Source organism: Gracilibacillus orientalis (assembly GCF_900114645.1).
Lineage (GTDB): Bacteria > Bacillota > Bacilli > Bacillales > Amphibacillaceae > Gracilibacillus > Gracilibacillus orientalis.
In genome coordinates this window covers 1-22,085 of the sequence record NZ_FOTR01000019.1, presented here as the reverse complement: position 1 = coordinate 22,085, position 22,085 = coordinate 1, and the positions used below count along the sequence as shown (strand labels likewise).

Here is a 22,085-nt window from a genome sequence, read left to right as displayed (position 1 = left end):
GTGATAAGTTTGCCCGAAATAACCAAAATAACGACGCAAAAGAAATCAAAGCACCGTTTTAATATTTTTTTAAAGGAAAATGAGCAAGAATACTATGGTTTTAGTGTGAATGAAGATATTCTCATTCAATATTATCTTCAAAAAGGGCAGTTCCTTACCCCTGAAACGATTGAGCAAATTCAGGAAAAAGATGAATCTTATAAAGCATATACCCTTTCTATTAAGTATTTAAGTTACAGAATGCGTTCTGAGAAGGAATTAATTGACCACTTATATCGTAAAGAAGTCGATGATACTTATATCGGTGAAGTAATCACTCGTTTGAGACGGGAAGGGTTAGTGGATGACCTAGCCTTTAGTGAAGCTTTTGTGCGAACAAAAATGGAAACATCAACGAAAGGACCATTAATGATAAAGAAGGAACTGGCTGAGAAAGGCATTCAAGCATCTAATATGGAACAGGCATTATCCTTCTATACATTTGAGAAACAATTCGACAAAGTAGAAAAATTGGCGAAAAAGAAATTAGAAGCTGCCAGCAAAAAATCTTACCGGCAACAAATAGATAGTGTAAAACAATCACTGATGCAAAAAGGATTTACATCCAATGTTATTTCAGAAGTGCTAAATAATCTTGAGGTGGAGCGAGACGATGGTGAGGAGTACAACGCTATTGTCTATCAGGGTGAAAAACTGGTGATGAAATATCAGAAAGAAGATAATGGATATGCGTTGAAACAAAAAGTAAAAGCAGCCTTGTATCGCAAAGGCTTTGCATCTGATTTAATTAATCGCTTTTTAGAAGAACATATAAGTGAGCACTGATTAGCTAGTGCTCACTTTACCTTGGATAAGTTCAATCGCCTCAAATACGTCATCCACGACATGTGTTGCTTTTTGTTTAACAGCTTCCGGTGCTGTGCTCATGGCAAAACTGTTAGCTGACATGCCAAACATCGGAATATCATTATAAGAATCCCCTATCACTGCAATTTCTTCTGGTTTAATATCGAGGTAGTCTGCTAATGTTGTTAATCCAAGTGCTTTACTTACGCCTTTTGGCACAATATCGACACAGTGCGGGTCAGATAAATAGCTTTCACACACCTCATGAAATGTTTCATCTATCTTTTTCTGGAAACTCACAATATCTTTTTCTTCACCAAGCAGCATGTATTTACTTGGTAAGAATGCTTCATTATAATCATTAGCAAAATCAACACCTTCCACAAGTGGAAAATAAAGAATTTCCTCCAATGCTTTTATTTCTGGTGTTTTAAAAGAAATATATGATTCATCTGCTGTTGTAATGCAGAAAGGATTAGGAAAAGTATCAACTGCCTGATGTAGGGCACTGCTTGTTGCTGCATCAAACGTTTTCGTAAGGATTTTTTGATTATCTTTCGTATCCACAAAAGCACCATTTTGACTTATGCGGTGTGCATCATGATTTATTTCCGTACAGATTTTGACGATATCTCGTTCCATTCTTCCAGTAGCAACGGCAAAATCAATTCCGTGCTCTTTTAAACGATGAATAGCCTCTATATCTTCTTGTTTGATGACATTGTTAGGTTTTAATAGTGTTCCATCTAAATCTGTAGCAAATAATTTAATCAAGCTGAATCATCCTTTTTTGTAAGATTATCTTAATTATACAAGGGAATGGACCATATACAAAAATAATACGGTACCAGTTTACGATATTTTAACATTTGCCATAGTAATGGTAAAATGAAAGTAGAAACTTACATGGTGGTGTTACAATGGAGCGTAGATATAGTACATATACGGTTGAGGAATTACGAGCAGAAGTAGCACAATTGAAGGAAAAATTGCAAAAGGCAGAGCAATGGGGAAATGTTAGTGAATATGAGATCCTCCAGCGAAAAATGCAAATGGCTGCCGCTTATCTCGTTAACCCAGCTGATTTTGCGAAAGGTGAGCGCTATGAGTTGGCTGGAGATCCAGGTCAAACATTTGAGATCACGTATATAAATGGTGTGTTTGCTTGGGGGCATCGCATCAATTTATTAGGTCAAAAATTTGAAACAGAAGAAGCGATGCCGTTATCCATATTAGGGGATAAACAATCTTAATATAAGCGAGGGAAGTAAAGATGGAAGAAGCGATTCAAAGACTAGCAAAGGAATTACATCAAAAAAACCCATCATTAACCTTTCTAGAGGCAAGTAGTTGGGTGGAGTTACTTTGGGAAGATTTTGAATCCACAAGAGCTAAAGCGGGTAGAAAATATGAAGGGGTCGAAGTGACGAAGAAAATCGTACGCCACTGGATAGCACAATATGGTGATAAATTAGATGACTTTGCCACAAGATATCCGAGATATCAAAAACTAATCTATGGTGAAAAAGATACCTTACATTAAAAAAGATCACAGTGTGGATGCTGTGATCTTTTTTATGGAAAAACATTTCTGGACTCAGACAATATTCCCGTCCAAATTTAATTTATCTTGTAATTTTTCCTCGGAGAAAACCCAGCCGGTATAAGAATTCATAATTCTCATATTATCATCAATTTGAACGATTGCTACAAATGGGTAATGCCCTTCGGAACGGTAACGTAAATCAATGAACCGCACTTCGGTAAAGTCATCATACATATTGATTTCCCAACGATAAATCGGCGAAAAAGATAAGAAAGCAGAAATGTTTTTATCTTTCAGGGCGAATTTGATTATGGGATCATCAGGTAATGGGATCCTATAAAATTTATCATCAATTTCAATATGACCATCCTTGACCTTTCCGACGAAATAGTGTTGATCTGTTGTTAAGGCAATCCGCCAAACATTTTGTTTTATAGTCGGAGAAGTTGCAATTTGTTCAACATGGTCAAAATTTCCATGAATCATCTTTACAATTTCCCGCTTGTCGATATACCGTTTAATGTAATACAATACAATAATACAATAAATCATTAACCAGGTGTAGCCAGGATTAGCACCAAGTAACCATGCAATGATCCCGATGACGTGAAGGCTAAAAATATAGGGATCAAAGGTGCTAATAAAGCCATGCGCTACCCATTTTTTTGTGAATGGCCTGTACGCTTGCGTGCCATAAGCATTGAAAATATCAACGAAGACATGCAAAATTACGGCAAGAAATGTCCATAACCATAAATGACTAAAGCTAACTTCTGGAACGAACAAGTATATGATCGAGGAAATCAAGATTCCCCAGAAAATGACAGCCGGGATGGAGTGGGTAATACCCCGGTGGTGCCGGATGTATGTGGCATTATCACGGAGCTTTAGTACGGTATCAAAGTCTGGTGCGTGTGACCCTATTATTGTCCCTAACATTACTGCTGTAAATAGGGTCGTATCTTGTTGTACAATTGGATCTAATGTCGCAATGCCTCCTAAGGCTATACCCATTGTAATGTGAGTACCAGTATCCATCTTAGCTGCCCCTTTCTTGTCTTATTTGAATATTGTATCATGAAGGATGAATAACTGTGAAATATACGTCTACTATCAATATACCCCAATTTCAAGAAGATTTAATCACGTGGTTTGAAAAAGAACAACGACAATTACCATGGAGAGAGAATCAAGACCCGTATCGTGTATGGGTGTCAGAGATTATGTTACAACAAACGAAAGTTGACACTGTTATCCCATACTTTCAAAACTTTATGGAGCATTTTCCGACTTTAACGGCTTTAGCGGAAGCAAATGAGCAAAAGGTGTTAAAAGCGTGGGAAGGCCTTGGTTATTACTCTCGTGCCCGTAATTTACAAACGGCAGTTAAAGAAGTGGTCGCACAATATGACGCCAAAGTACCAAATGATCCCAAACAACTAGCTGACTTAAAAGGTGTCGGACCATATACAAAAGGTGCAATATTAAGTATTGCGTTTGATAAAGCAGAACCAGCAGTTGATGGAAATGTCATGCGAGTTCTCTCTCGTATTTTGCGTATCGAAGAAGATATTGCCAAAGCCAAAACCAGAAAAACGTTTGAATCAGTGGTTCGTGATGTAATATCAGAAGAAAACCCGTCTGCTTTCAACCAAGGTTTAATGGAATTAGGTGCTTTAGTGTGTACCCCAAAAAAACCGAGTTGTTTGTTATGTCCAGTGCAAGAACATTGCGTCGCATTTTCTGATGGTGTGGAACAATCGTTACCAATCAAGAAGAAGAAAATAAAACAATCATTACATACTTATTTTGTACTTGTTGTCCAAGATGATGCAGGTAATTATCTTCTGGAACAAAGACCAGACCAAGGCTTACTTGCCCAATTATGGCAATTTCCTATGGTAAAAGCAGATGAAGTTGATGAGAAGCACTTATCTGCTTATGTACAAGAGAAATTTGATGTAAATGTAGTAGAGATGAAGGACCTGGAACCGGTCAAACATGTCTTTTCTCATCTGACATGGTTTTTAAATGTGAAACACGTAACGGTAAAAGGTGACATGACTGTACCTGGACATATGGAACATTTATCAAAAGAAGAAATCAAACAATATCCATTACCAGTGTCTCATCAAAATATTTATAAACAATTATAGCTAAGTATGCTCATTGTAAAGGAAACTTTATAATAGGATAGCCACTTTTAGCCTCCGCAAAAAATTAGATATTTTTTGGATAAAATAACCGATCATGGGTAAATTAATGGTCGTGGAGGTGATATTGATGGCTAAACCTAACAACAACCAAGCAAACCCAAGCAAAACAAATGCTGCTGAAGTAAAACGCCAAAATCAACAAGCTGCACAAGGTCAAGGACAGTTCGGTACTGAGTTTGCTAGCGAAACTGATGCACAAGAGGTTCGCAAGCAAAATCAAAAGTCCCAAAACAAAAAACAATAATAATAAAATCTTTAAAAAGCTTGGCTTTCCAACGTGGAGAGCCAAGCTTTTTTTATAATTAAAGAAAGTATAAAATCCTTGGTATAACAGCGTTTTGTCTTATCGAAGCGACATAAATAAAGAGTGTTTTGAAATGTATAGAGTGCTGGACACAGCTCCGGAAAGCGAAACGGTCAGCCGAAGCGGTTGCCGTAGCAGATGAAAACATTTCATCATTTCTAACTTGGTTAGAGTACATTATCCTAGTTTATATGTCATAAATAGTATATATCAGAATTTAATATTATTCTATTTGCCTCTCTCGATATACTTCGATTTTCTATTAATACGGCTTCTCTAGAAATAATTCTTCGATGATGGAATTTTAAATCCCTAGACTATCCCTTTTTGGGTGTCTTTTCACAAGATGTTAATTAGGATTACAGTCTTATGCCTCGCACATTAATTAGCTCATCCCAATTGTATTGTTTTCAATTGTAAATATTTATCGTTATAATTAGTAGTACTAAGTAAAAGAAAGGACGATACGAATGGATGGCCTTGAACCAGGAAGAACAATCCAAATACAAAGCTATAAACATAACGGTCAACTCCATCGTGTCTGGGATACAACAACGATATTAAAAGGAACAAGTAATCGCGTGATTGGAGCAAATGATAAAACGTTAGTTACCGAGAGTGATGGACGTACGTGGGTAACGAGGGAGCCGGCGATTTGTTTTTTTCATGCGAAGTATTGGTTCAATGTAATCGGTATGTTACGCGATGATGGCATATATTATTACTGTAACATTAGCTCGCCATTTGTGTTTGAAGATCGGGCAGTGAAATATATAGATTATGACTTAGACGTAAAAGTATTTCCAGATATGACATATACCCTGTTGGACGAAGATGAATATGAATTGCATAAAAATCAAATGAACTATCCCAAAGTTCTAGACAAAATACTATGGAACAATGTTGAGCATCTTTTGCATTGGATAAGACAACGAAAGGGACCTTTTTCACCAGATTTCGTTGATCAATGGTATGAATTTTATTTAACTTATCGTTAATAGCAACACGATATGGAAAGAGGTGAAATAAGTTTGGACAGTATAAAAAGATATATGCAATATGTCTTCCCATATAAGTGGAAGATTCTAGTTACGGTATTGATAGGGATCTTGAAATTTGGTATCCCTCTTTTAATGCCTTTAATTGTAAAATATGTAATTGATGATATTATCGGGGCAGATGGATTAACATCTGATGAAAAATTATCGCAATTATTTTGGTTAATGGGAAGTGCCGCTGTTTTATTCATAGTCCTGCGACCGCCAGTTGAATATTATCGCCAATATTTAGCGCAATGGACAGGAAACAAAATCTTATATGATATCCGTGAGCAGTTATTTGATCATATTCAGCGCTTAAGTTTGCAGTTTTATTCGCGAACAAAAACAGGTGAGATTATTTCAAGAGTAGTTCATGATGTAGAGCAAACCAAAAATTTTGTAATGACAGGTTTAATGAATATTTGGCTTGATATGATTACCATTTTGATTGCAATCGGGATTATGCTATTCATGGATGTATGGTTGACGATCGTGTCTATTATATTATTCCCGCTTTATGCGATATCTGTGAAGATTTTCTATGGGAAATTACGAGACTTAACGAAAAAAAGATCGCAAGCATTAGCTCAAGTACAAGGTCACCTGCATGAACGTGTGCAAGGGATTCCCGTAACACGCAGTTTTGCATTGGAAGATTATGAAGAGAAAGAGTTCGATAAACAAAACCAGAATTTCTTACAACGTGCAATAGACCATACGGCTTGGAATGCAAAAACATTTGCTGTTATGAATACAATTACTGACGTGGCACCATTATTAGTAATCGGTTTTGCCGGGTATTTTGCTATTACAACTAATTTAACAGTAGGTACGATGGCAGCATTTATCGGTTATATGGATCGTGTATATGGTCCATTACAAAGATTAATCAGTTCATCAACCGTACTTGTACAATCGATCGCGTCTATGGATCGTGTGTTTGAACTTATCGATGAAGATTATGATATTAAAGATAAACCAAATGCGAAACCATTAAAAAATGTAGATGGCAAAGTAGAGTTGGATCGTGTATCTTTCCGTTATGAAGAAGAGGAGGATATAGTCTTAAATGATATTTCACTCCATGTTAATCAAGGAGAGACGATTGCCTTTGTTGGTATGAGTGGGGGCGGTAAGTCAACCATTATCAGTTTGATCCCTCGTTTTTACGATGTGACAAGTGGTCGTATTTTAATTGATGGTCATGATATTCGCGATGTGCAGGCACGCTCATTACGAGACAAAATTGGCATGGTTTTACAAGATAACATTTTGTTCAGCGAATCCATTGCAATGAACATCCGAATGGGGAACCCTGATGCAACAGAAGAGGAAGTAATAGCGGCTGCCAGAGCTGCCAATGCGCATCAGTTTATCACCGAATTAGCGAATGGATATGATACTTTGGTCGGTGAACGAGGTGTAAAACTGTCAGGTGGACAGAAGCAACGAATAGCGATTGCCCGTGTTTTCTTGAAAAATCCGCCACTATTGATTTTAGATGAAGCAACGTCAGCACTTGATCTAGAAAGTGAGCACTTAATTCAGGAAGCATTAGAAAAGTTAGCGTCTGATCGAACTACCTTTATTGTGGCACACCGCTTATCGACGATTACCCATGCTGATCGAATTGTGTTAATTGAAAATGGAGAAGTTGTCGAAGAAGGTGCACATAAGCAATTAATGCAACAGCGAGGCCATTATTATAATTTATATCAAGTCCAAGCATTGGATAATGATTAAAACCATCCGTACTAGCGGATGGTTTTTTCTGTATTATGGAAGGATCTTTCTGCTTTTTTTCTTGAAATTGAAATCGAGGTGTTCGTGAAACTTTTGGTAACTGTTCAGGATTCGCTGGAGGTGGAGGATTTCCTTGTGATATTCCATGAGCCTTGAGGCAAGTGGTAATAAGGACAGCCTATCTTTTTCGTCTTGTTCGTATACATGTATAAGTGTTTCGACAAGATGTGGAATATCTGGATCAGTAATTTCCTCGATCGATTTTGTTGGTTTCTTTTTGATTTTACCCATTGCACTTAGTAACAAGCGTTCATGGGAGTATATAATTTTATCTAATTCATCAACTAATACATTTTGGAATTCTTTTGGTATATTTTCGACTTTATCATCGTATTGGTGGAATGCATATAATGTGGCTAATGACTTTTTCGATGTATTAATCATCTGTCTAAAAATAATTAATTTGCGCATTTTCGGCATTCTTGTTTTTCTGAAATAAATTCTTTCTTCACTAAACAATAAGTATGTATGATCTATATGACGTATTTCCGTTTCAATTCGGTCTATTTCGGTACGTAAGGCAGGATCATCGGATAAGTGTCGGGTAGAAATACGTAACCATTGTAAAATATCGGATGTAATTTGATCAATGGACTTGAATAAACGCAATTCATATCTTGGTGGTAAGAATAACATGTTTACACTGAATGCGGATAAAATCCCCAATGTTAATGCTGATAAACGAACGCCGGCAAAGTTTAATAACAGCATTTCGGTTGTTTCCATTACAGCAAGTACGGCAATAATTGCTAAGGCAACTGTATTTTCATTCATTTTAAAATTCATACAAAGTGCAATAACGATAATAATGGTAAAACCAATTACAATAGGGTCATTCCCCAGTCCGAATACAACCATTGCCCCAATACCGACACCAAAAATATTAGCATAAATTTGTTCGAGCATGGTTTGAAAAGAACGATAAATATTTGGTTGGATCGCAAAAGCGGCAGCAATACCAGCATAAGTAGCAGATTCAAGTCCCAATAAATCAGCAACATATAATGCAATAGTGATTGCGAAACCAGTCTTCAGTATCCGAGCACCAAGCTTCATAAAAACTCTCCTTTAAAATAATGTCATATTTTATATTCCTAGATCAGAAAGTATAAAATTTAAAATCTGTCCAGCATCGAGCGCCAATAAATGTACTTTTTCCTTTGCTTCAGCTCCTGTGCTGTTTCTTATGAAAGTAACAGCAACCATCTATGCACGGGAGCACTAAGCTTTTCTTAAGTATAACAGCTTCTCATTTCTTCGTGAAATAAATACCGGAAAAATCCAAGTATGAAAACCACTACGAAGTGAAAAATAGACATAGTACTATATTACCGTTGAATGGAAGGGAAAAACGTGAAAGATAAAAAATTTGATCTCATTGCACTAGCATCAATACCTTTAGTGATGACATTGGGGAACTCTATGTTAATCCCAATTCTTCCGATTATTGAAAAGAAAATCGATATTACATCTTTTCAATCAAGTTTGATTATAACTGTATATTCGATAGTGGCCATTCTTTTAATTCCCTTCGCAGGATATCTATCTGATAAAATTGGCCGAAAAAAAGTACTTATACCTAGTCTTATTATTACCGGCATAGGTGGATTAATTTCTGCTTTTGCAGCATGGAAAATAGCGGACCCTTTTATGGTTATTCTGATTGGCCGTTTTTTACAAGGTATCGGTGCTTCCGGTGCCTTTCCAGTTGTTATACCGACTGTTGGTGATATGTTTGACGATGAAAAGGAAGTAAGTGCAGGGTTAGGTGTAATCGAAACATCGAATACATTTGGTAAAGTTTTGAGTCCAATTATTGGTGCAGCACTTGCCATTTTTATTTGGTACTTACCGTTTGTATTTATCCCAATCTTTTCGGCTATTTCTGTCCTGCTGGTGATGATCTTCGTTAAGCCACCAAAAGAAGATGAGGACGAAAATAAACAAACATTTAAAAACTTTTTAAAATTGATCAAAAAAGTTTTTCGTGACAATGGAAAATGGTTGATCAGCACTTTTATTATCGGCTGTATCAACATGTTTATTTTGTTTGGGTTTTTATTTCATTTTTCGAATTTATTAGAAAAGGATTATCAGATGGAAGGAATCATTAAGGGCTCTATCCTTGCCATACCATTGTTATTCCTATGTGTTGCATCCTATGTAGCAGGAAAGAAAATTGGTGAAAGCAAAATCGTGATGAAGTGGGTTATTCTTATCGGAAACCTTATAGGAGGAGTCCCGCTTCTTTTTATTAAAACGGACGTATCCATGATTTATATTACGATTATGTTGTCGATAGCCGGTATTGGCATTGGCATTTCTTTACCAACATTAGATGCTATGATTACAGAAGGCGTAGAAAAAGATGTGCGAGGAACGGTGACATCTCTTTATAGTAGTATGCGTTTTTTAGGTGTTGCTGCAGGCCCACCGATAATCGCTATTTTTATTGAAAAAAATCCTGACTGGATGTATTACTTTTTAGCGGGATTAAGTGCGATCGCGATTTTGATTGCCTTTTTTGCAATTAAGCCGAGTGCGGATGAAAGTAGCTAATCTGCACTCCTAATAAAACAAACCCGTTTCATTTGAATGAAACGGGTTTGTTAGGTTTTCTTAATTTTTTGTGGGAATGTTTGTGTGTAATGGCGGTGTTACTAACCAGCCTTTTTCCTTATTTAACCGCAATATCTTAGCACCGGCTTGGGCTTGATTCATATGGAACTGACCGAAAAGCATTGCTATATCTTCTCGAGTACATTGACCAATGATGGTACTGCAAGCCACTAAGGATTTAGCGATATTTCCTGAGATTGCTGCGCTAATTTCCGCGTCATTAAATCTTGCTCCAACTGGAATGTCTTCTAAAGTTGCATAGGAACGTTCAGGTGGAGAAGGTGGTAAGGCAATACCATTGATTTTTAATATTTCCTCTATTCGTTCACTTTCCTGTTTGATAAGGGAAATACCATCCTCTAACTGTTTCTTTAAATCTTGGTCTCCACAATGATTCAAAAATGTCTGGTAAGCGGCATAGTTACCTTTTGCTGTAAATAAGTACGCCCAAATGTTTGAAATTTCACCATAATGTAAAGGTTGTTTTTTAGGATCGCCTGAAAGAATTCCCATATTGTTCACTCCTTTTAATATAGATCTTGCCATTAGTAAACCCTGATTTTTCATTATTGATTTAGCTGTTGCTAACATTGCTCACATAGTTGCTGAACTTGTTGCAGTTGTCGAGCAATTTGCGTAATTTGCTGTAGTGCTTGTTGAACCTGTTGATGAGGCATTTCTGTCACATCCTTTCGGGGGGTGATACATAGCTATTGTGCGTATTTTATTTGAATCTATACAGAAGAATAAAAGTATTTTACCTGACAAACACTAATGGAGGAGGTGATAAAGATGATAAGCTTCATTGTTAAAATAATAACAATACCAATAGTGTTGCTTCTTGCTATGTTTATGTCTGATAATGTTGAATATGGGGCGATGTGGCAGCCGTTTTTGATTATTTTACTTTTAATAGGAAGTGGCTTGGCATTGGAATATGCGGTATTGAATAGCAAAACTTTGTGGACAAGTGTTGCACTGGATTTAATCACAGCGTTTATCATTCTTTATTTTATATCTAATACGTTTGAAGGGGCTTATGTTTCTTTCGGAGGAGCACTGCTCATTTCAGTAATTTTAGGTGTGTGTGAGTACATGTTGCATCGATTCTTGATTTCCTCGAAAAATGTTGATAAAGCACCAGCTTAATAAGTTGAATATATGTAAAAGGTGTAGTGATGGTCACACTACACCTTTCCTTCATTAGGTTACCTCATAAAAAAACGTAATGAAAGACAAAAAAAGTGGAGATGCAAAAACTGTGTCCATCATAAGCAAAATGAAAGACAAAAAAAGTGTGGATGTAAAAATTGTGTCTTTCATAAGCAAAATGAAGGACAAAAGAAAGCGATTCTCGCTAACTTTGTCCTTCATTTTTTATGCCATTTCAGCAAATGCTTGATCAACACACGTAATGGTTTCCTGAATATCTTCTTCCGTATGAGCGATCGTTAAGAACCATGCTTCATACTTAGAAGGGGCGAGGTTAATACCTTGTTTCAACATTAATTTGAAGAATTGCCCGAATTTCTCACCATCGGATGCTTCAGCTTGGGCATAATTCGTTATCTTTTCCGATCCGAAGTACAATGTTAATGCACCTTTTAACCGGTTGACGGTAATATCGATTCCATGCTTCTCGGCAGCATTTAGCATACCTTTTTCCAACATTGCACCTAAACGGTCTAGTTTCTCGTAGACACCTTCTTCTTCTAATACTTCTAAACAAGCAATCCCGGCTGACATCGAAGCTGGATTTCCTGACATCGTTCCTGCTTGGTATGCTGGTCCAAGCGGTGCGACCTGTTCCATAACTTCTGCCTTACCACCGTATGCACCAATTGGCAATCCGCCACCGATAATTTTACCCATAGCGGTCATATCCGGTTCGACGCCGACAATTTTTTGTGCAGATCCGTAAGTAAAACGAAAAGCGGTAATCACTTCATCGTAAATGACTAAAGCACCGGCATCATGAGCTAGGTCGTTGACTTGTTGTAAAAATCCTTCGGCAGGCTCGACAATACCGAAGTTCCCGACAATTGGCTCGACTAAAATAGCGGCGATTTGGTCGCCCCAGTGTTCGAGTGCTTCTTTAAATGCTGCGATATCGTTAAAAGGAATCGTAATTACTTCCTTAGCAGTTGCCTCCGTTACACCAGCTGAGTCTGGGTTTCCTAATGTAGCGGGACCAGATCCAGCCTGGACCAGTACTGCATCAAAATGTCCGTGATAACAACCGGCAAATTTGATCACTTTTTCACGTCCAGTGTAGGCACGAGCAACACGAACTGTCGTCATCACTGCTTCAGTACCAGAATTAACAAAACGGACTTTATCCAGCGACGGAATCACCGTTTTTAACTTTTGCGCAAAAATGTTTTCCAATTTCATTGGTGTTCCGTATAATACACCATTTTCGGCAGCATGCTTAATCGCCTCCGTGATGTGCGGGTGAGCATGTCCGGTAATAATCGGTCCGTACGCTCCTAAAAAATCGATATATTTATTGCCATCGACATCCCAGAAGTAGGCACCTTCACCTTTCTCCATATAAACAGGTGAACCTCCGCCAACTCCTTTATAGGCACGGGATGGAGAATTGACACCTCCAACAATATGTTGCTGTGCTTCTTTATGTAAAGCTTCTGATTGTGTAAATTGCATGAAAAAACCTCCATGATTGAAAATGCATCTATTATTATAGCACTTTTCATCATGGAGGGAAAAATAGCTTACATTACTTGTTTGATTTTTCTAATATACAATCCGCGAATGAAGAAAAAGTAGATAGCATATACCAGTAAATAAGCACTGATCAATGTTACACTTGGCATTAAAACAGATGACTCCAGCATGTTTTGCAGTGCCTTAAAGGCAAATCCGGCATGAATAACAGCTAATATAAAGGGTATGAAAAACAAATAGGCAACTTGCTGAGTTGCGATTTTTTTCATTTCACTAATCGTTAAACCGACCCGGTACAATGCTTGATATTGTCTGACATCTTTATCTAAATCCTGATACATTTTAAAGTACAGGATAGATCCTGCGGCGAGGAAGAAGAGAACACTGATAAACAATCCGAAAAATAAAGCATAGGACAACGAATTCTTCAGAGTTAAGTAAATATTAGCCTTCGAATCAATACCCGAAACAATTTCATGATCAAGTTTTGCTGTAGTCTCTTGAACCAACTCTGCATTTGCAACCCAATCATCCAACGTGAAGGCAGTGTATCGGTATTTTTCATTTGGTTCTGCAACAGCAGCAAAATCATCATATACATCATCATTTACGACAACAGTATTCCGCGTATGATAGTTACTGTTCACAATAGATGGAACAATTTTCGTTTGTAATGTTTCTTGATGATTTTCCGACTCTAATGTTAACTCATCTTCTACTCGGTGTGATAAGGCCATCTCAGCATGTGCGAGCATAACCATCATCTCGTTGTCGGCCAAGTCTTCTGTTACTTTCTCTCCGTTTAGTTCTAATATTGACTTGTAGTCGGAATAGGGGATAATATCAAGCCATGTTTCCGTATTATCGATGAATGTTTTTGCTTGGGCGCGATCAACCGTTAAAGACTGATAATCAATTTTTTGCTCATCTAATGTATTGGTGAATTTGCTTACTTCATCACCCATCTTTTCAATATTCTCTTCACCTTTACTTAAAAAAGCAACATCTTGTGGTACATAGATAGATGCCTCACTTTCTGCACTTTCAAAAACACCATAGAGAACACCTGATGCTGTGAATGCAACAGCACTTAAAATGGTAACGAAAAATAATAACCTGGCATGATCTTTTAATTTATAACCTAACTCAGAAATGGTTAGTAAGTTCGTTTTCTTAAAGTAGAGGTTCTTATTTTTCTTGAGAAGATGGATAAATAACACCGAAAATTGCGTGAATAACAGATATGTCCCGGGAATAATCAACCCTAAAATAGGCATCATGCGATACCCAATGCTCATGAGGTCTGAAGTCCATGCCAAATAATAAGCAGCAATCACTAATCCCAATCCAATGATAGCTAATATCCAGGAAAATTTAGGCGTTTGCTTTGGTCCTCTTGCACCTTGAAATAAACTAACGATTGAATTTATCCGTAAGGTCCATACAACTAACAATGAATTAAGTTCAAACATGAGGAAGTAACCGACAAATGTTAAGAGAAATGCTTTCCATGAAATTTGAAAGCCTAAGGAATTTTCTAGACCAAGCAAGTTCGAAAAGCCCATGATAAATAAATTTGCAAACAGCATACCAACTAACATACCAGCAAAGATCGACACTAAACCAATTATTGAATTTTCTAAAATTAAAAGTCGATTCAGCTGGCCTTTACTGATACCAAGTGTCATTAGAATACCGTATTCTTTTTTACGGGATTTAATAAAGGCACCTGTTGAATAAAGAACAAATAAGAAAGAAAAGCCAAAAATAACTACTTCAGCAGCTGTGATTCCAGATCGGACTATATCACGAAAATCATGATGTTGAATTTCTGGGTGAAACATAATCACGGCATAAATAAAGAACACAGCTACCGAGAACATACAGCTAAAGAAATAACTGAGATATTGGCGGGAGTTACGTTTGACATTATTAAACGCGAACTGTCTGAAGGTCATCGGTATCTCCCCCTAGCATCGACTGAACATTCAAGATCTCTTGGAAAAACGATTGACGGTTATCCCCTTTATGGAGTTCATTAAATATTTTGCCATCTTTAATGAATAGAATTCGTTCACAGAAGCTGGCAGCGAAAGGATCATGTGACACCATCAGCGTTGTCGCTTCTTTCTGGCTGTTTAACTGTGAAAGAGTGTCCATTACTTGTCTTGAAGCTTTTGAATCTAGGTTACCTGTTGGTTCATCAGCAAAAATAATCGCTGGTTCATGAATAATTGCCCGGGCAATAGCGGCGCGTTGCATTTGTCCGCCAGATACTTCAAAACTGCGATTACGAAGAATCGTGTCAATTCCGAGTTGATTTGCAGTCTGAGCTAATTTATTCTCCATATCTTTTACTTTCCAACCGTCGAGTGTGAGCGGAAGCATAATGTTTTCGGCAATTGTTAATGTATCTAATAGATTAAAATCTTGAAAAATAAAGCCCATTTCCGATCGTCTAAACTTGGCAAGTTTGCCTTTTGATAAGCGAGTAATCACCTCATCGTTTATCGTAAGTGTACCTGCAGATAAGCGATCGATCGTTGACAGAACATTGAGTAGTGTTGTTTTACCACTACCAGATGGTCCCATTACACCGACGAATTCACCTTTTTCAATGGAAAGTGAAATATTATCGATGGCTTTATGTTCGATGCCACGTTTACTGCCATATACTTTTGAAATATTAGTTGCCTGCAATAGGCTCATGATACTTTCATCCTTTCTTTATTGGAAAATGTTAAGAGTCTAAAATTTATGGTAGTTTCATTATAAACAGATCAAGCGCGTAGAACCTATTGATTATTCTTTCAAAATGAAAAAGAAACCTTACATATTTGTAAGATTTCTGTCAGGACGGATCAAAACGTATCATAATCGTTGTACCTTTTTGTGGTTCAGAACTCACCTCAAGTTGATGTTCTAGTGAGTCACATATTTGTTTAGCGAGAAATAGTCCCATTCCAGTTGATTCACGATAGTGTCGGCCATTTTCCCCAGTGAAGAAAGGGTCGAAAATCCGCTTGATGTCCTGCTGGGGTATCCCTATTCCGTGATCGATCACCTTTAATTCGACGGCACCTTCCCATACTGCTGCTTGATAATAAATAGTACTGTTCGAGTCGCCAGTATATTTAATCGCATTACTCGTGATTTGTTCCAGCACAAATCCAAGCCATTTCTGATCAGTATAGATATGTATAGAAGGATCGATTTCTACTTTTGGATAAACACGGTTACGGATAAAGTTCGATTTATACTCCTTGATTATCGTGTGTACCAAATCTTTCACGACAATTTTCTCCACATGAAAATCACGTTCGAACTGCTGTAATCGCGATTGATATAAGGCAAGTTGCAGTCCGTTCTTGATCCGATCGAGTTCTTCATCCATATTTTGTTTTAATTGTGCAGGGAGATTATGTTCTTCCTTTTCTAATGTTAATCGCATCACAGATAATGGTGTCTTCATCTGATGTATCCACTGTTGCATAAAGATAGTCTCTTGTTTTTTTTCGGAATGAAGCAGTTCGACTTGCTGCTTGTAGCTTTGATATTGCTTTTCATAATGTTCTTTTAATTGGGAAGTAAGATGGTCTGGTGTATCCGGAAGCCAAGCCGACTCTGTCGCATCATCAATGGTATAACGATAAATATCACGATATTTCGCATAACGAGAGATATGATAAATAGCGAGGAAAAAAGTGACGATAATCAACATATAAAGAAAATCGCTGTTACCAATTCGCGAACCACCTAGAGAACTAGCGAGCTGTGCTACTATCATCACTATTGCGATTTGCGAATAAAAAAAGATAATCGAACCTATCTGATCTTTTAAGTAACCTTTCATGATGAACGCTCCCAGACTTTTTCTAATTTATATCCAGCACCACGAATCGTTTTCAATGCACCTTCTATCCCTAAATCAGCCAGTTTCTTTCGTACTCTAGTAATATTCACACTTAATGTATTATCATCCACGAAATCCTGATCATCCCATAATCGTTCCAGTAAATATTCACGAGAAACAATCTTTTCCACCTGTGTCAGGAAGGCTTTTGCTAATAGGCATTCCTTCTTTGTTAACAGACATTGTTTATCTTGGAATGATAGGGTGAATGTAGAGTTATCTAGCTGTAAGCCACTGACATCTATTACCTGACTATTTTTATCTGTACGGTATTCACCGTAAACACGACGCATCAGACTTTTGATTTTTGCCAAGACGACTTCAAGCTGAAATGGCTTAGTTATGTAATCATCTGCACCATTTTCAATCGCCATTACCTGATCCATGCCACTGTCACGAGCTGAGATAAAAATAATGGGGCAATTACTAACCGCACGGATTTTGCGGCACCAGTAAAATCCGTCAAACCTCGGTAAATTAATATCTAATAAAACTAGGTGCGGCTGATAGTCTTGAAACTCTTCCTGGATCTGATCAAAATCGTTAACAGAAGCTATATCATAATCATACTTTTGTAAATAATCTGTTAAAATATCGCGAATTTTCGGATCATCTTCGACAATATAAATACGCCTCATTCGTCATCACTCCTACTTCACCATCGTATACTAAATATAGGAAAAAATAAACAGATGTGGGAGGTGAGTTATGGTTGCCTTTATTTCCATTCTATTAACTGTCTTCTTATTAATAGGAAGTTTATATGCTTTTATTTTCGGAAAAGCACATCAGCGCAGCTTTTTTTCCTATGAAATATTTTATACGTTACTCGCTGTCTATTTCACCGTACTCACCTCATTTGCCTGTTTATACTTTGTTCTGTCCTTTCAAGGTGTATTATTACTGGATGATGGCAAACTGAGACAATTACCACCTTTTGAAACATTAGCACACTCCTTTTATTTCAGTGGTGTCACGTTAATGACAGTCGGATATGGTGATATAACACCAATAGGTTGGGGAAGATTACTTGCACTTGTCGAAGCATTAATTGGCTATATTTTACCGCCTGCTTTCTTTCTAAAAATATGGCAGGATAAAGAGGAACGTGATGTGTATTAGTTGAGACTTAGAACAATTTCATATACGCTTGATTTAACAATGATTGATGGAGGGATTGTAATTATGACAGTTGAATTAGGACAAGCAGTACAAGATTTCGAATTAACGAATAATGAAGGTGAAACAGTAAAACTCTCCGATTATAAAGGAAAAAATGTGGTACTTTATTTCTATCCGAAAGATGATACACCAGGCTGTACGACAGAAGCTTGTAATTTCCGTGATAACTATGAAAGCTTTCAGGATTTAGATGCAGTCATTCTTGGCGTAAGCCCGGATTCAGAAGATAGCCATAAAAAATTCATTGATAAACATGATTTACCTTTTGAATTATTAGTCGACGAAGGCAAGCAAGTAGCAGAACAATTCGGCGTATGGCAATTAAAGAAAAAATCCGGTAAAGAGTATAAGGGCATTGTCCGCTCTACTTTTATTATCGACAAGGAAGGTGTCTTACAGCAAGAATTCCGCAATGTACAAGTAGAAGGACACGTTGAGGAAGCGTTAAACTACATTCGAGAAGAATTGTAAGCTGCAAAAGTGTAAGCATGAATAGTGCTTGCACTTTTTTTGGTCAAGCAGCTCATAAACATAAAAGGTGGGTAAAATCATGCGAATTTATACAAGGTCAGGCGATAAAGGAGAAACATCACTTATATACGGAAAACGCGTGCCGAAAAACCATGCGCGTGTAGAGGCGTATGGTACATGTGATGAGGTAAATGCCGTAATCGGACAAGCAATCAGCTACATTGAACAAGAAGACTTTCAAGTGAAACCTGTATTAATAGAAGAACTTCATTATATCCAAACGATTCTTTTCCATGTCGGTTCAGAGTTCGCCACACCTGAAGACAAGGAAGTAACATGGCAACTACAGCAACGTCATATTGATCATTTAGAACAACAAATTGACAAATGGCAGGAAGATCTCCCGGAATTACGCAATTTTATTTTGCCATCCGGTCATGTAGCGGCAAGCGCTCTCCACCATGCACGAACAGTAGCAAGGAAAGCAGAACGAATTGCTGTTGGGCTGCAGGAACAATTACAGGACTCACTAGCGATTAAATATTTAAACCGTTTATCTGACTATTTGTTTGTCGTGGCGCGGACAGTAAATCATCAGTTACAAGTGGAAGAAAAAAATTTAAAAGCTGATATCTAATAATGGACTAGCATAAAATGTGTAGTAACTCGTATACTTATATTGACAGACCAAGTGGATAGAGAGTACACTAATTGTAAGAATTATAAAGTGATAATTGTGTTAATAGTGGTACTATTGTAAAAAAAGTACTAATAGGTACACGAGGATATAACATTTTGTAGGAGAAAGTGAGGTGCATGGCGGTGTCTGAACATATGCTGCAAGAAGCGGTAGATAAATTAAAATCTTCAGGCGTTCGAATTACACCACAGCGTCATGCGGTGTTGGAATTTTTGTTGAATGCTGAGACTCACCCTACTGCTGATGACATTTATAAAGCGTTGGAAGGAAAATTTCCTAATATGAGTGTTGCAACGGTCTATAACAATTTACGAGTATTTCGCGAAATCGGTCTGGTTCGTGAATTGCCATATGGAGATTCATCAAGTCGTTTTGATTGTAATACATCTAAACATTATCATATTATATGTGACAGTTGTGGAAAAATCGTTGACTTTCACTATCCAAGCCTTGATGAAGTCGAGTCATTAGCAGAACAAATAACAGGGTTTGATGTAAGCCATCACCGAATGGAAGTATACGGTGTTTGCCAGGAATGTAAAAAAGAGAAAAACCAAATAGTTTAAAGATAAACACACGATGCAAATTTGATCGTGTGTTTTTTTCGTAGCTAAAGAAAAAAACGCCGCTGTTGTTACTCAGCGACGTTTTTTCTTTGAATTATAACTTTCATCAAATTCTTTTCCTTCTAAGTCCTTGTCCAATGTAAGAGGTTGTTTACAGTGCATGCAAGCATCAACACGGCCGAGCATTTTAGTTGGTTTTTCACAACTTGGACATATAATAGGTATGGCTTTAGTAGAGAGCATACCAATCCAGAAGTAGACCACTGAACTGAAGATAACTGACAAAGTCCCTAAAATCATAAAGATAAGCATTAACCATCCAATATTTTTAAAGATCAAGCCAATATACATAATGATGAATCCGATAAAAACTAAAGACAAAGCGAATGTTCTGATTTTATTTATTTTACTTTTATATGTAATATCCGCCATAGAATTTCCTCCAAAAACGTAGTGTATATCGATTGTAGTATAGCATATTTGTGATGAAATTGCTTGTGACTAAAATGTTAATGTATAATGATTCCTGTTTGCAAGACTGTATTATTGGGTAAAAAGTAATAAATGAAAAAAGTTGCGATGTTTGAAAGGGATTAGCTAATTTTTATCGAACTATTTATTATGAATGGATTAGAGGGGGAGAATCAATTGGAGGATATTTTACGTCCTATTTATCAAGAGAGAGCAAGTAACCGGAACACAATGGGCATACTAGTTATGGAGAAAAACAAAAAAATCAGCCCGGAGACAGATAATTTTGATTCCATTTTGTTAGTAGTTGTAAAAGAATTGGAAGAGAAATGGATAGTGAAACATTACGAGTTTCGTGATCAATCAGCAGCATTGCATGTTATTGATCGAGACTTATTAGAAGAATGGATTGAAAAAAGTGGATACAGACGAGCGGTAGAATGGATTATTAATGGGAGAATCATCTATGATCGTAATGAGTATCTGGCAGATTTAAAGGAAACATTACGGGTATTTCCCTGTGAGAATAGGAAATTACGTTTAACCATCGAATTTTCTAAGTTGACCAGAAGTTATATTGAATCTCGTCATCTTTTTGAATCTGGCAACTATTTAGATGCTTACAGCAGATTGTTGCGCTCCCTACATTACTTAGGAAGAATCAGCATTTTAGATAAAGGCTATCATCCAGAAGTATTGGTATGGAATCAAATAAAACGAATTGATCCAGAAGTGTATAAGTTATATGAAGAATTAGTTCGAAGTACAGAAGAAATGAATAAAAGGGTTGAACTGATGCTAATCGCAATTGATTTTGCTATCAACCAACGCACAGAGGTATGTGCATCACATTTGTTAGAGGTGATGTGCACACGTGATGCACCTTGGGGATTTGGCGAGTTAAAGACTCATCCAGGTGTAGCTCCTTATATGTATGATTTAGTCAGTGTAGTGGAGTATCTAGCTTCAAAAGATATTATCGAAATTGTATTGGAAGAAACGAAAAATACATCTATACGTCATCGTAAATATCAAGTCACGAAAAAGTAGAAGCTGTTATGTTTCTGCTTTTTTTCTATAATATAGTAAGACAATGAGTCTTACAGACGGTTAGCACCGTGATAAAGAGACAACGGTACTTTTAAAAATAACTTTTCACAAATGGAAAGTAAGGGCATATACTACTGATGTTGGTGCAGGCGAAGGGGCTAAGTTTCAGATAGAGAATAAAGAAATAAAAAAATGGTGGAATGTTGTTGACACTTTAATGAAAAGCGTGTTATATTATTAGACGTCGCTGAAAACGACATAACAAAAAAATATCATCTTTCAACAACAAGCAAGAATTTAAAGCAAAAAAGTTGTTGACATGAAATGAATGAGATGGTATGATATAAAAGCTGTCGCAAAAAACAGCCAACACATTGATCTTTGAAAACTGAACAAAACAACCAGTATGATTTTAAACATGAAATAAGCTAGCTTTTAGAAGCGAGCGCAAGACAACTTTATTGAGAGTTTGATCTTGGCTCAGGACGAACGCTGGCGGCGTGCCTAATACATGCAAGTTGAGCGCGGGAAGCTTGTCTGATCTCTTCGGAGTGAAGCGAGTGGAACGAGCGGCGGACGGGTGAGTAACACGTGGGCAACCTACCTATAAGACTGGGATAACTCCGGGAAACCGGGGCTAATACCGGATAACACTTTTCTTCACATGAAG

At 37.1% G+C, this 22,085-nt stretch carries 24 protein-coding genes and 1 rRNA gene; 15 read left to right on the top strand and 10 right to left on the bottom strand.

Features of this window, described 5'->3' with window-relative positions; translation table 11 throughout:
* Positions 1 to 9: 9 nt before the first annotated feature.
* Positions 10 to 825, top strand: a complete 816-nt coding sequence (gene recX / locus BM121_RS20670; protein WP_091486421.1) for a recombination regulator RecX — start codon at positions 10 to 12, stop codon at positions 823 to 825.
* On the opposite strand, the gene BM121_RS20665 is transcribed toward recX, so the two are convergent.
* Positions 826 to 1,620, bottom strand: coding sequence for an HAD family hydrolase (locus BM121_RS20665; protein ID WP_091486419.1), 795 nt, complete (start codon positions 1,618 to 1,620; stop codon positions 826 to 828).
* A 146-nt stretch (positions 1,621 to 1,766) separates the two neighbouring features.
* Here BM121_RS20665 and BM121_RS20660 point away from each other — a divergent pair, with 146 nt between their 5' ends.
* Together BM121_RS20660 and BM121_RS20655 are read left to right on the top strand one after the other, a co-directional pair.
* On the top strand, positions 1,767 to 2,099 hold the full coding sequence (locus tag BM121_RS20660) for a YfhH family protein (RefSeq protein WP_091486416.1): 333 nt from the start codon (positions 1,767 to 1,769) through the stop codon (positions 2,097 to 2,099).
* A 20-nt stretch (positions 2,100 to 2,119) separates the two neighbouring features.
* On the top strand, positions 2,120 to 2,389 hold the full coding sequence (locus tag BM121_RS20655) for a YfhJ family protein (protein ID WP_091486414.1): 270 nt from the start codon (positions 2,120 to 2,122) through the stop codon (positions 2,387 to 2,389).
* Positions 2,390 to 2,443: 54 nt separating this feature from the next.
* On the opposite strand, the gene BM121_RS20650 is transcribed toward BM121_RS20655, so the two are convergent.
* Complete coding sequence (locus tag BM121_RS20650) at positions 2,444 to 3,430, bottom strand: metal-dependent hydrolase (protein ID WP_091486411.1); 987 nt, start codon at positions 3,428 to 3,430, stop codon at positions 2,444 to 2,446.
* Positions 3,431 to 3,486: 56 nt separating this feature from the next.
* Here BM121_RS20650 and mutY point away from each other — a divergent pair, with 56 nt between their 5' ends.
* From mutY to BM121_RS20630, 4 genes are all read left to right on the top strand, one after another.
* Positions 3,487 to 4,548, top strand: a complete 1,062-nt coding sequence (mutY, locus tag BM121_RS20645; RefSeq protein ID WP_091486408.1) for an A/G-specific adenine glycosylase — start codon at positions 3,487 to 3,489, stop codon at positions 4,546 to 4,548.
* Positions 4,549 to 4,675: 127 nt separating this feature from the next.
* Positions 4,676 to 4,852, top strand: coding sequence for a gamma-type small acid-soluble spore protein (locus tag BM121_RS20640; protein ID WP_091486406.1), 177 nt, complete (start codon positions 4,676 to 4,678; stop codon positions 4,850 to 4,852).
* Between the two features lie 530 nt (positions 4,853 to 5,382).
* A complete protein-coding gene (ntdP, locus tag BM121_RS20635) occupies positions 5,383 to 5,910 on the top strand; it encodes a nucleoside tri-diphosphate phosphatase (RefSeq protein WP_091486403.1) in 528 nt (175 codons plus the stop codon).
* Positions 5,911 to 5,943: 33 nt separating this feature from the next.
* Entirely contained in the window at positions 5,944 to 7,695 is a 1,752-nt protein-coding gene (locus BM121_RS20630) for an ABC transporter ATP-binding protein (RefSeq protein ID WP_091486401.1), read from the top strand.
* A gap of 33 nt (positions 7,696 to 7,728) precedes the next feature.
* Here the strand turns inward: BM121_RS20630 and BM121_RS20625 are convergent, their stop codons facing one another.
* The gene (locus tag BM121_RS20625; protein WP_091486398.1) at positions 7,729 to 8,811 is read right to left on the bottom strand and encodes an FUSC family protein; all 1,083 of its coding nucleotides are present in this window, start codon (positions 8,809 to 8,811) and stop codon (positions 7,729 to 7,731) included.
* Between the two features lie 297 nt (positions 8,812 to 9,108).
* Here BM121_RS20625 and bcbE point away from each other — a divergent pair, with 297 nt between their 5' ends.
* Positions 9,109 to 10,314 (top strand): bacillibactin exporter BcbE, encoded by a 1,206-nt coding sequence (gene bcbE, locus BM121_RS20620; protein ID WP_091486396.1) that lies wholly within the window; start codon positions 9,109 to 9,111, stop codon positions 10,312 to 10,314.
* A 60-nt stretch (positions 10,315 to 10,374) separates the two neighbouring features.
* Here the strand turns inward: bcbE and BM121_RS20615 are convergent, their stop codons facing one another.
* Positions 10,375 to 10,887, bottom strand: coding sequence for a DUF3231 family protein (locus tag BM121_RS20615; RefSeq protein ID WP_091486393.1), 513 nt, complete (start codon positions 10,885 to 10,887; stop codon positions 10,375 to 10,377).
* A gap of 279 nt (positions 10,888 to 11,166) precedes the next feature.
* On the opposite strand from BM121_RS20615, the gene BM121_RS20610 reads away from it, so the two are divergent.
* Positions 11,167 to 11,523 (top strand): DUF2512 family protein, encoded by a 357-nt coding sequence (locus BM121_RS20610; RefSeq protein ID WP_091486390.1) that lies wholly within the window; start codon positions 11,167 to 11,169, stop codon positions 11,521 to 11,523.
* Positions 11,524 to 11,751: 228 nt separating this feature from the next.
* On the opposite strand, the gene BM121_RS20605 is transcribed toward BM121_RS20610, so the two are convergent.
* The 5 genes from BM121_RS20605 to BM121_RS20585 form a co-directional block, all read right to left on the bottom strand.
* Complete coding sequence (locus BM121_RS20605; RefSeq protein WP_091486387.1) at positions 11,752 to 13,041, bottom strand: glutamate-1-semialdehyde 2,1-aminomutase; 1,290 nt, start codon at positions 13,039 to 13,041, stop codon at positions 11,752 to 11,754.
* A 68-nt stretch (positions 13,042 to 13,109) separates the two neighbouring features.
* On the bottom strand, positions 13,110 to 15,020 hold the full coding sequence (locus BM121_RS20600; protein ID WP_091486385.1) for an ABC transporter permease: 1,911 nt from the start codon (positions 15,018 to 15,020) through the stop codon (positions 13,110 to 13,112).
* The gene (locus BM121_RS20595; protein ID WP_091486382.1) at positions 14,995 to 15,771 is read right to left on the bottom strand and encodes an ABC transporter ATP-binding protein; all 777 of its coding nucleotides are present in this window, start codon (positions 15,769 to 15,771) and stop codon (positions 14,995 to 14,997) included. The genes BM121_RS20600 and BM121_RS20595 overlap by 26 nt, the downstream gene beginning before the upstream one ends.
* Positions 15,772 to 15,913: 142 nt before the next feature.
* Positions 15,914 to 16,915: a sensor histidine kinase gene (locus tag BM121_RS20590; protein WP_091486379.1), complete on the bottom strand. Its 1,002-nt coding sequence runs from the start codon at positions 16,913 to 16,915 to the stop codon at positions 15,914 to 15,916.
* Positions 16,912 to 17,613 carry a response regulator transcription factor gene (locus BM121_RS20585; protein WP_091486377.1) on the bottom strand — a complete coding sequence of 234 codons (702 nt, stop codon included), beginning with the start codon at positions 17,611 to 17,613 and terminating at the stop codon, positions 16,912 to 16,914. The genes BM121_RS20590 and BM121_RS20585 overlap by 4 nt, the downstream gene beginning before the upstream one ends.
* A gap of 70 nt (positions 17,614 to 17,683) precedes the next feature.
* Here BM121_RS20585 and BM121_RS20580 point away from each other — a divergent pair, with 70 nt between their 5' ends.
* From BM121_RS20580 to perR, 4 genes are all read left to right on the top strand, one after another.
* On the top strand, positions 17,684 to 18,097 hold the full coding sequence (locus BM121_RS20580) for a potassium channel family protein (RefSeq protein WP_091486374.1): 414 nt from the start codon (positions 17,684 to 17,686) through the stop codon (positions 18,095 to 18,097).
* 63 nt (positions 18,098 to 18,160) lie between these two features.
* The gene (gene bcp, locus BM121_RS20575) at positions 18,161 to 18,628 is read left to right on the top strand and encodes a thioredoxin-dependent thiol peroxidase (RefSeq protein ID WP_091486372.1); all 468 of its coding nucleotides are present in this window, start codon (positions 18,161 to 18,163) and stop codon (positions 18,626 to 18,628) included.
* A 79-nt stretch (positions 18,629 to 18,707) separates the two neighbouring features.
* Positions 18,708 to 19,265, top strand: coding sequence for a cob(I)yrinic acid a,c-diamide adenosyltransferase (locus BM121_RS20570; RefSeq protein ID WP_091486369.1), 558 nt, complete (start codon positions 18,708 to 18,710; stop codon positions 19,263 to 19,265).
* A gap of 179 nt (positions 19,266 to 19,444) precedes the next feature.
* Positions 19,445 to 19,894 carry a peroxide-responsive transcriptional repressor PerR gene (gene perR, locus BM121_RS20565; RefSeq protein ID WP_091486367.1) on the top strand — a complete coding sequence of 150 codons (450 nt, stop codon included), beginning with the start codon at positions 19,445 to 19,447 and terminating at the stop codon, positions 19,892 to 19,894.
* A 72-nt stretch (positions 19,895 to 19,966) separates the two neighbouring features.
* On the opposite strand, the gene BM121_RS20560 is transcribed toward perR, so the two are convergent.
* Positions 19,967 to 20,326: a YgzB family protein gene (locus BM121_RS20560; RefSeq protein WP_091486364.1), complete on the bottom strand. Its 360-nt coding sequence runs from the start codon at positions 20,324 to 20,326 to the stop codon at positions 19,967 to 19,969.
* 216 nt (positions 20,327 to 20,542) lie between these two features.
* On the opposite strand from BM121_RS20560, the gene BM121_RS20555 reads away from it, so the two are divergent.
* Together BM121_RS20555 and BM121_RS20550 are read left to right on the top strand one after the other, a co-directional pair.
* Entirely contained in the window at positions 20,543 to 21,415 is an 873-nt protein-coding gene (locus BM121_RS20555; RefSeq protein ID WP_091486362.1) for a nucleotidyltransferase-like protein, read from the top strand.
* A gap of 457 nt (positions 21,416 to 21,872) precedes the next feature.
* Positions 21,873 to 22,085 (top strand): 16S ribosomal RNA (locus tag BM121_RS20550); the annotation flags it as partial.

What these genes read in the sequence shown, in the direction of transcription:
- BM121_RS20660 (WP_091486416.1), top strand. Translation starts at nt 1,767, where the DNA reads ATGGAGCGTAGATATAGTACATATACGGTTGAGGAATTACGAGCAGAA.
- BM121_RS20655 (WP_091486414.1), top strand. Translation starts at nt 2,120, where the DNA reads ATGGAAGAAGCGATTCAAAGACTAGCAAAGGAATTACATCAAAAAAAC.
- BM121_RS20650 (WP_091486411.1), bottom strand. Translation starts at nt 3,430, where the DNA reads ATGGATACTGGTACTCACATTACAATGGGTATAGCCTTAGGAGGCATT.
- BM121_RS20640 (WP_091486406.1), top strand. Translation starts at nt 4,676, where the DNA reads ATGGCTAAACCTAACAACAACCAAGCAAACCCAAGCAAAACAAATGCT.
- ntdP (WP_091486403.1), top strand. Translation starts at nt 5,383, where the DNA reads ATGGATGGCCTTGAACCAGGAAGAACAATCCAAATACAAAGCTATAAA.
- BM121_RS20625 (WP_091486398.1), bottom strand. Translation starts at nt 8,811, where the DNA reads ATGAAGCTTGGTGCTCGGATACTGAAGACTGGTTTCGCAATCACTATT.
- BM121_RS20615 (WP_091486393.1), bottom strand. Translation starts at nt 10,887, where the DNA reads ATGGGAATTCTTTCAGGCGATCCTAAAAAACAACCTTTACATTATGGT.
- BM121_RS20610 (WP_091486390.1), top strand. Translation starts at nt 11,167, where the DNA reads ATGATAAGCTTCATTGTTAAAATAATAACAATACCAATAGTGTTGCTT.
- BM121_RS20605 (WP_091486387.1), bottom strand. Translation starts at nt 13,041, where the DNA reads ATGCAATTTACACAATCAGAAGCTTTACATAAAGAAGCACAGCAACAT.
- BM121_RS20600 (WP_091486385.1), bottom strand. Translation starts at nt 15,020, where the DNA reads ATGACCTTCAGACAGTTCGCGTTTAATAATGTCAAACGTAACTCCCGC.
- BM121_RS20595 (WP_091486382.1), bottom strand. Translation starts at nt 15,771, where the DNA reads ATGAGCCTATTGCAGGCAACTAATATTTCAAAAGTATATGGCAGTAAA.
- BM121_RS20590 (WP_091486379.1), bottom strand. Translation starts at nt 16,915, where the DNA reads ATGAAAGGTTACTTAAAAGATCAGATAGGTTCGATTATCTTTTTTTAT.
- BM121_RS20585 (WP_091486377.1), bottom strand. Translation starts at nt 17,613, where the DNA reads ATGAGGCGTATTTATATTGTCGAAGATGATCCGAAAATTCGCGATATT.
- BM121_RS20580 (WP_091486374.1), top strand. Translation starts at nt 17,684, where the DNA reads ATGGTTGCCTTTATTTCCATTCTATTAACTGTCTTCTTATTAATAGGA.
- bcp (WP_091486372.1), top strand. Translation starts at nt 18,161, where the DNA reads ATGACAGTTGAATTAGGACAAGCAGTACAAGATTTCGAATTAACGAAT.
- BM121_RS20570 (WP_091486369.1), top strand. Translation starts at nt 18,708, where the DNA reads ATGCGAATTTATACAAGGTCAGGCGATAAAGGAGAAACATCACTTATA.
- perR (WP_091486367.1), top strand. Translation starts at nt 19,445, where the DNA reads ATGGCGGTGTCTGAACATATGCTGCAAGAAGCGGTAGATAAATTAAAA.
- BM121_RS20560 (WP_091486364.1), bottom strand. Translation starts at nt 20,326, where the DNA reads ATGGCGGATATTACATATAAAAGTAAAATAAATAAAATCAGAACATTC.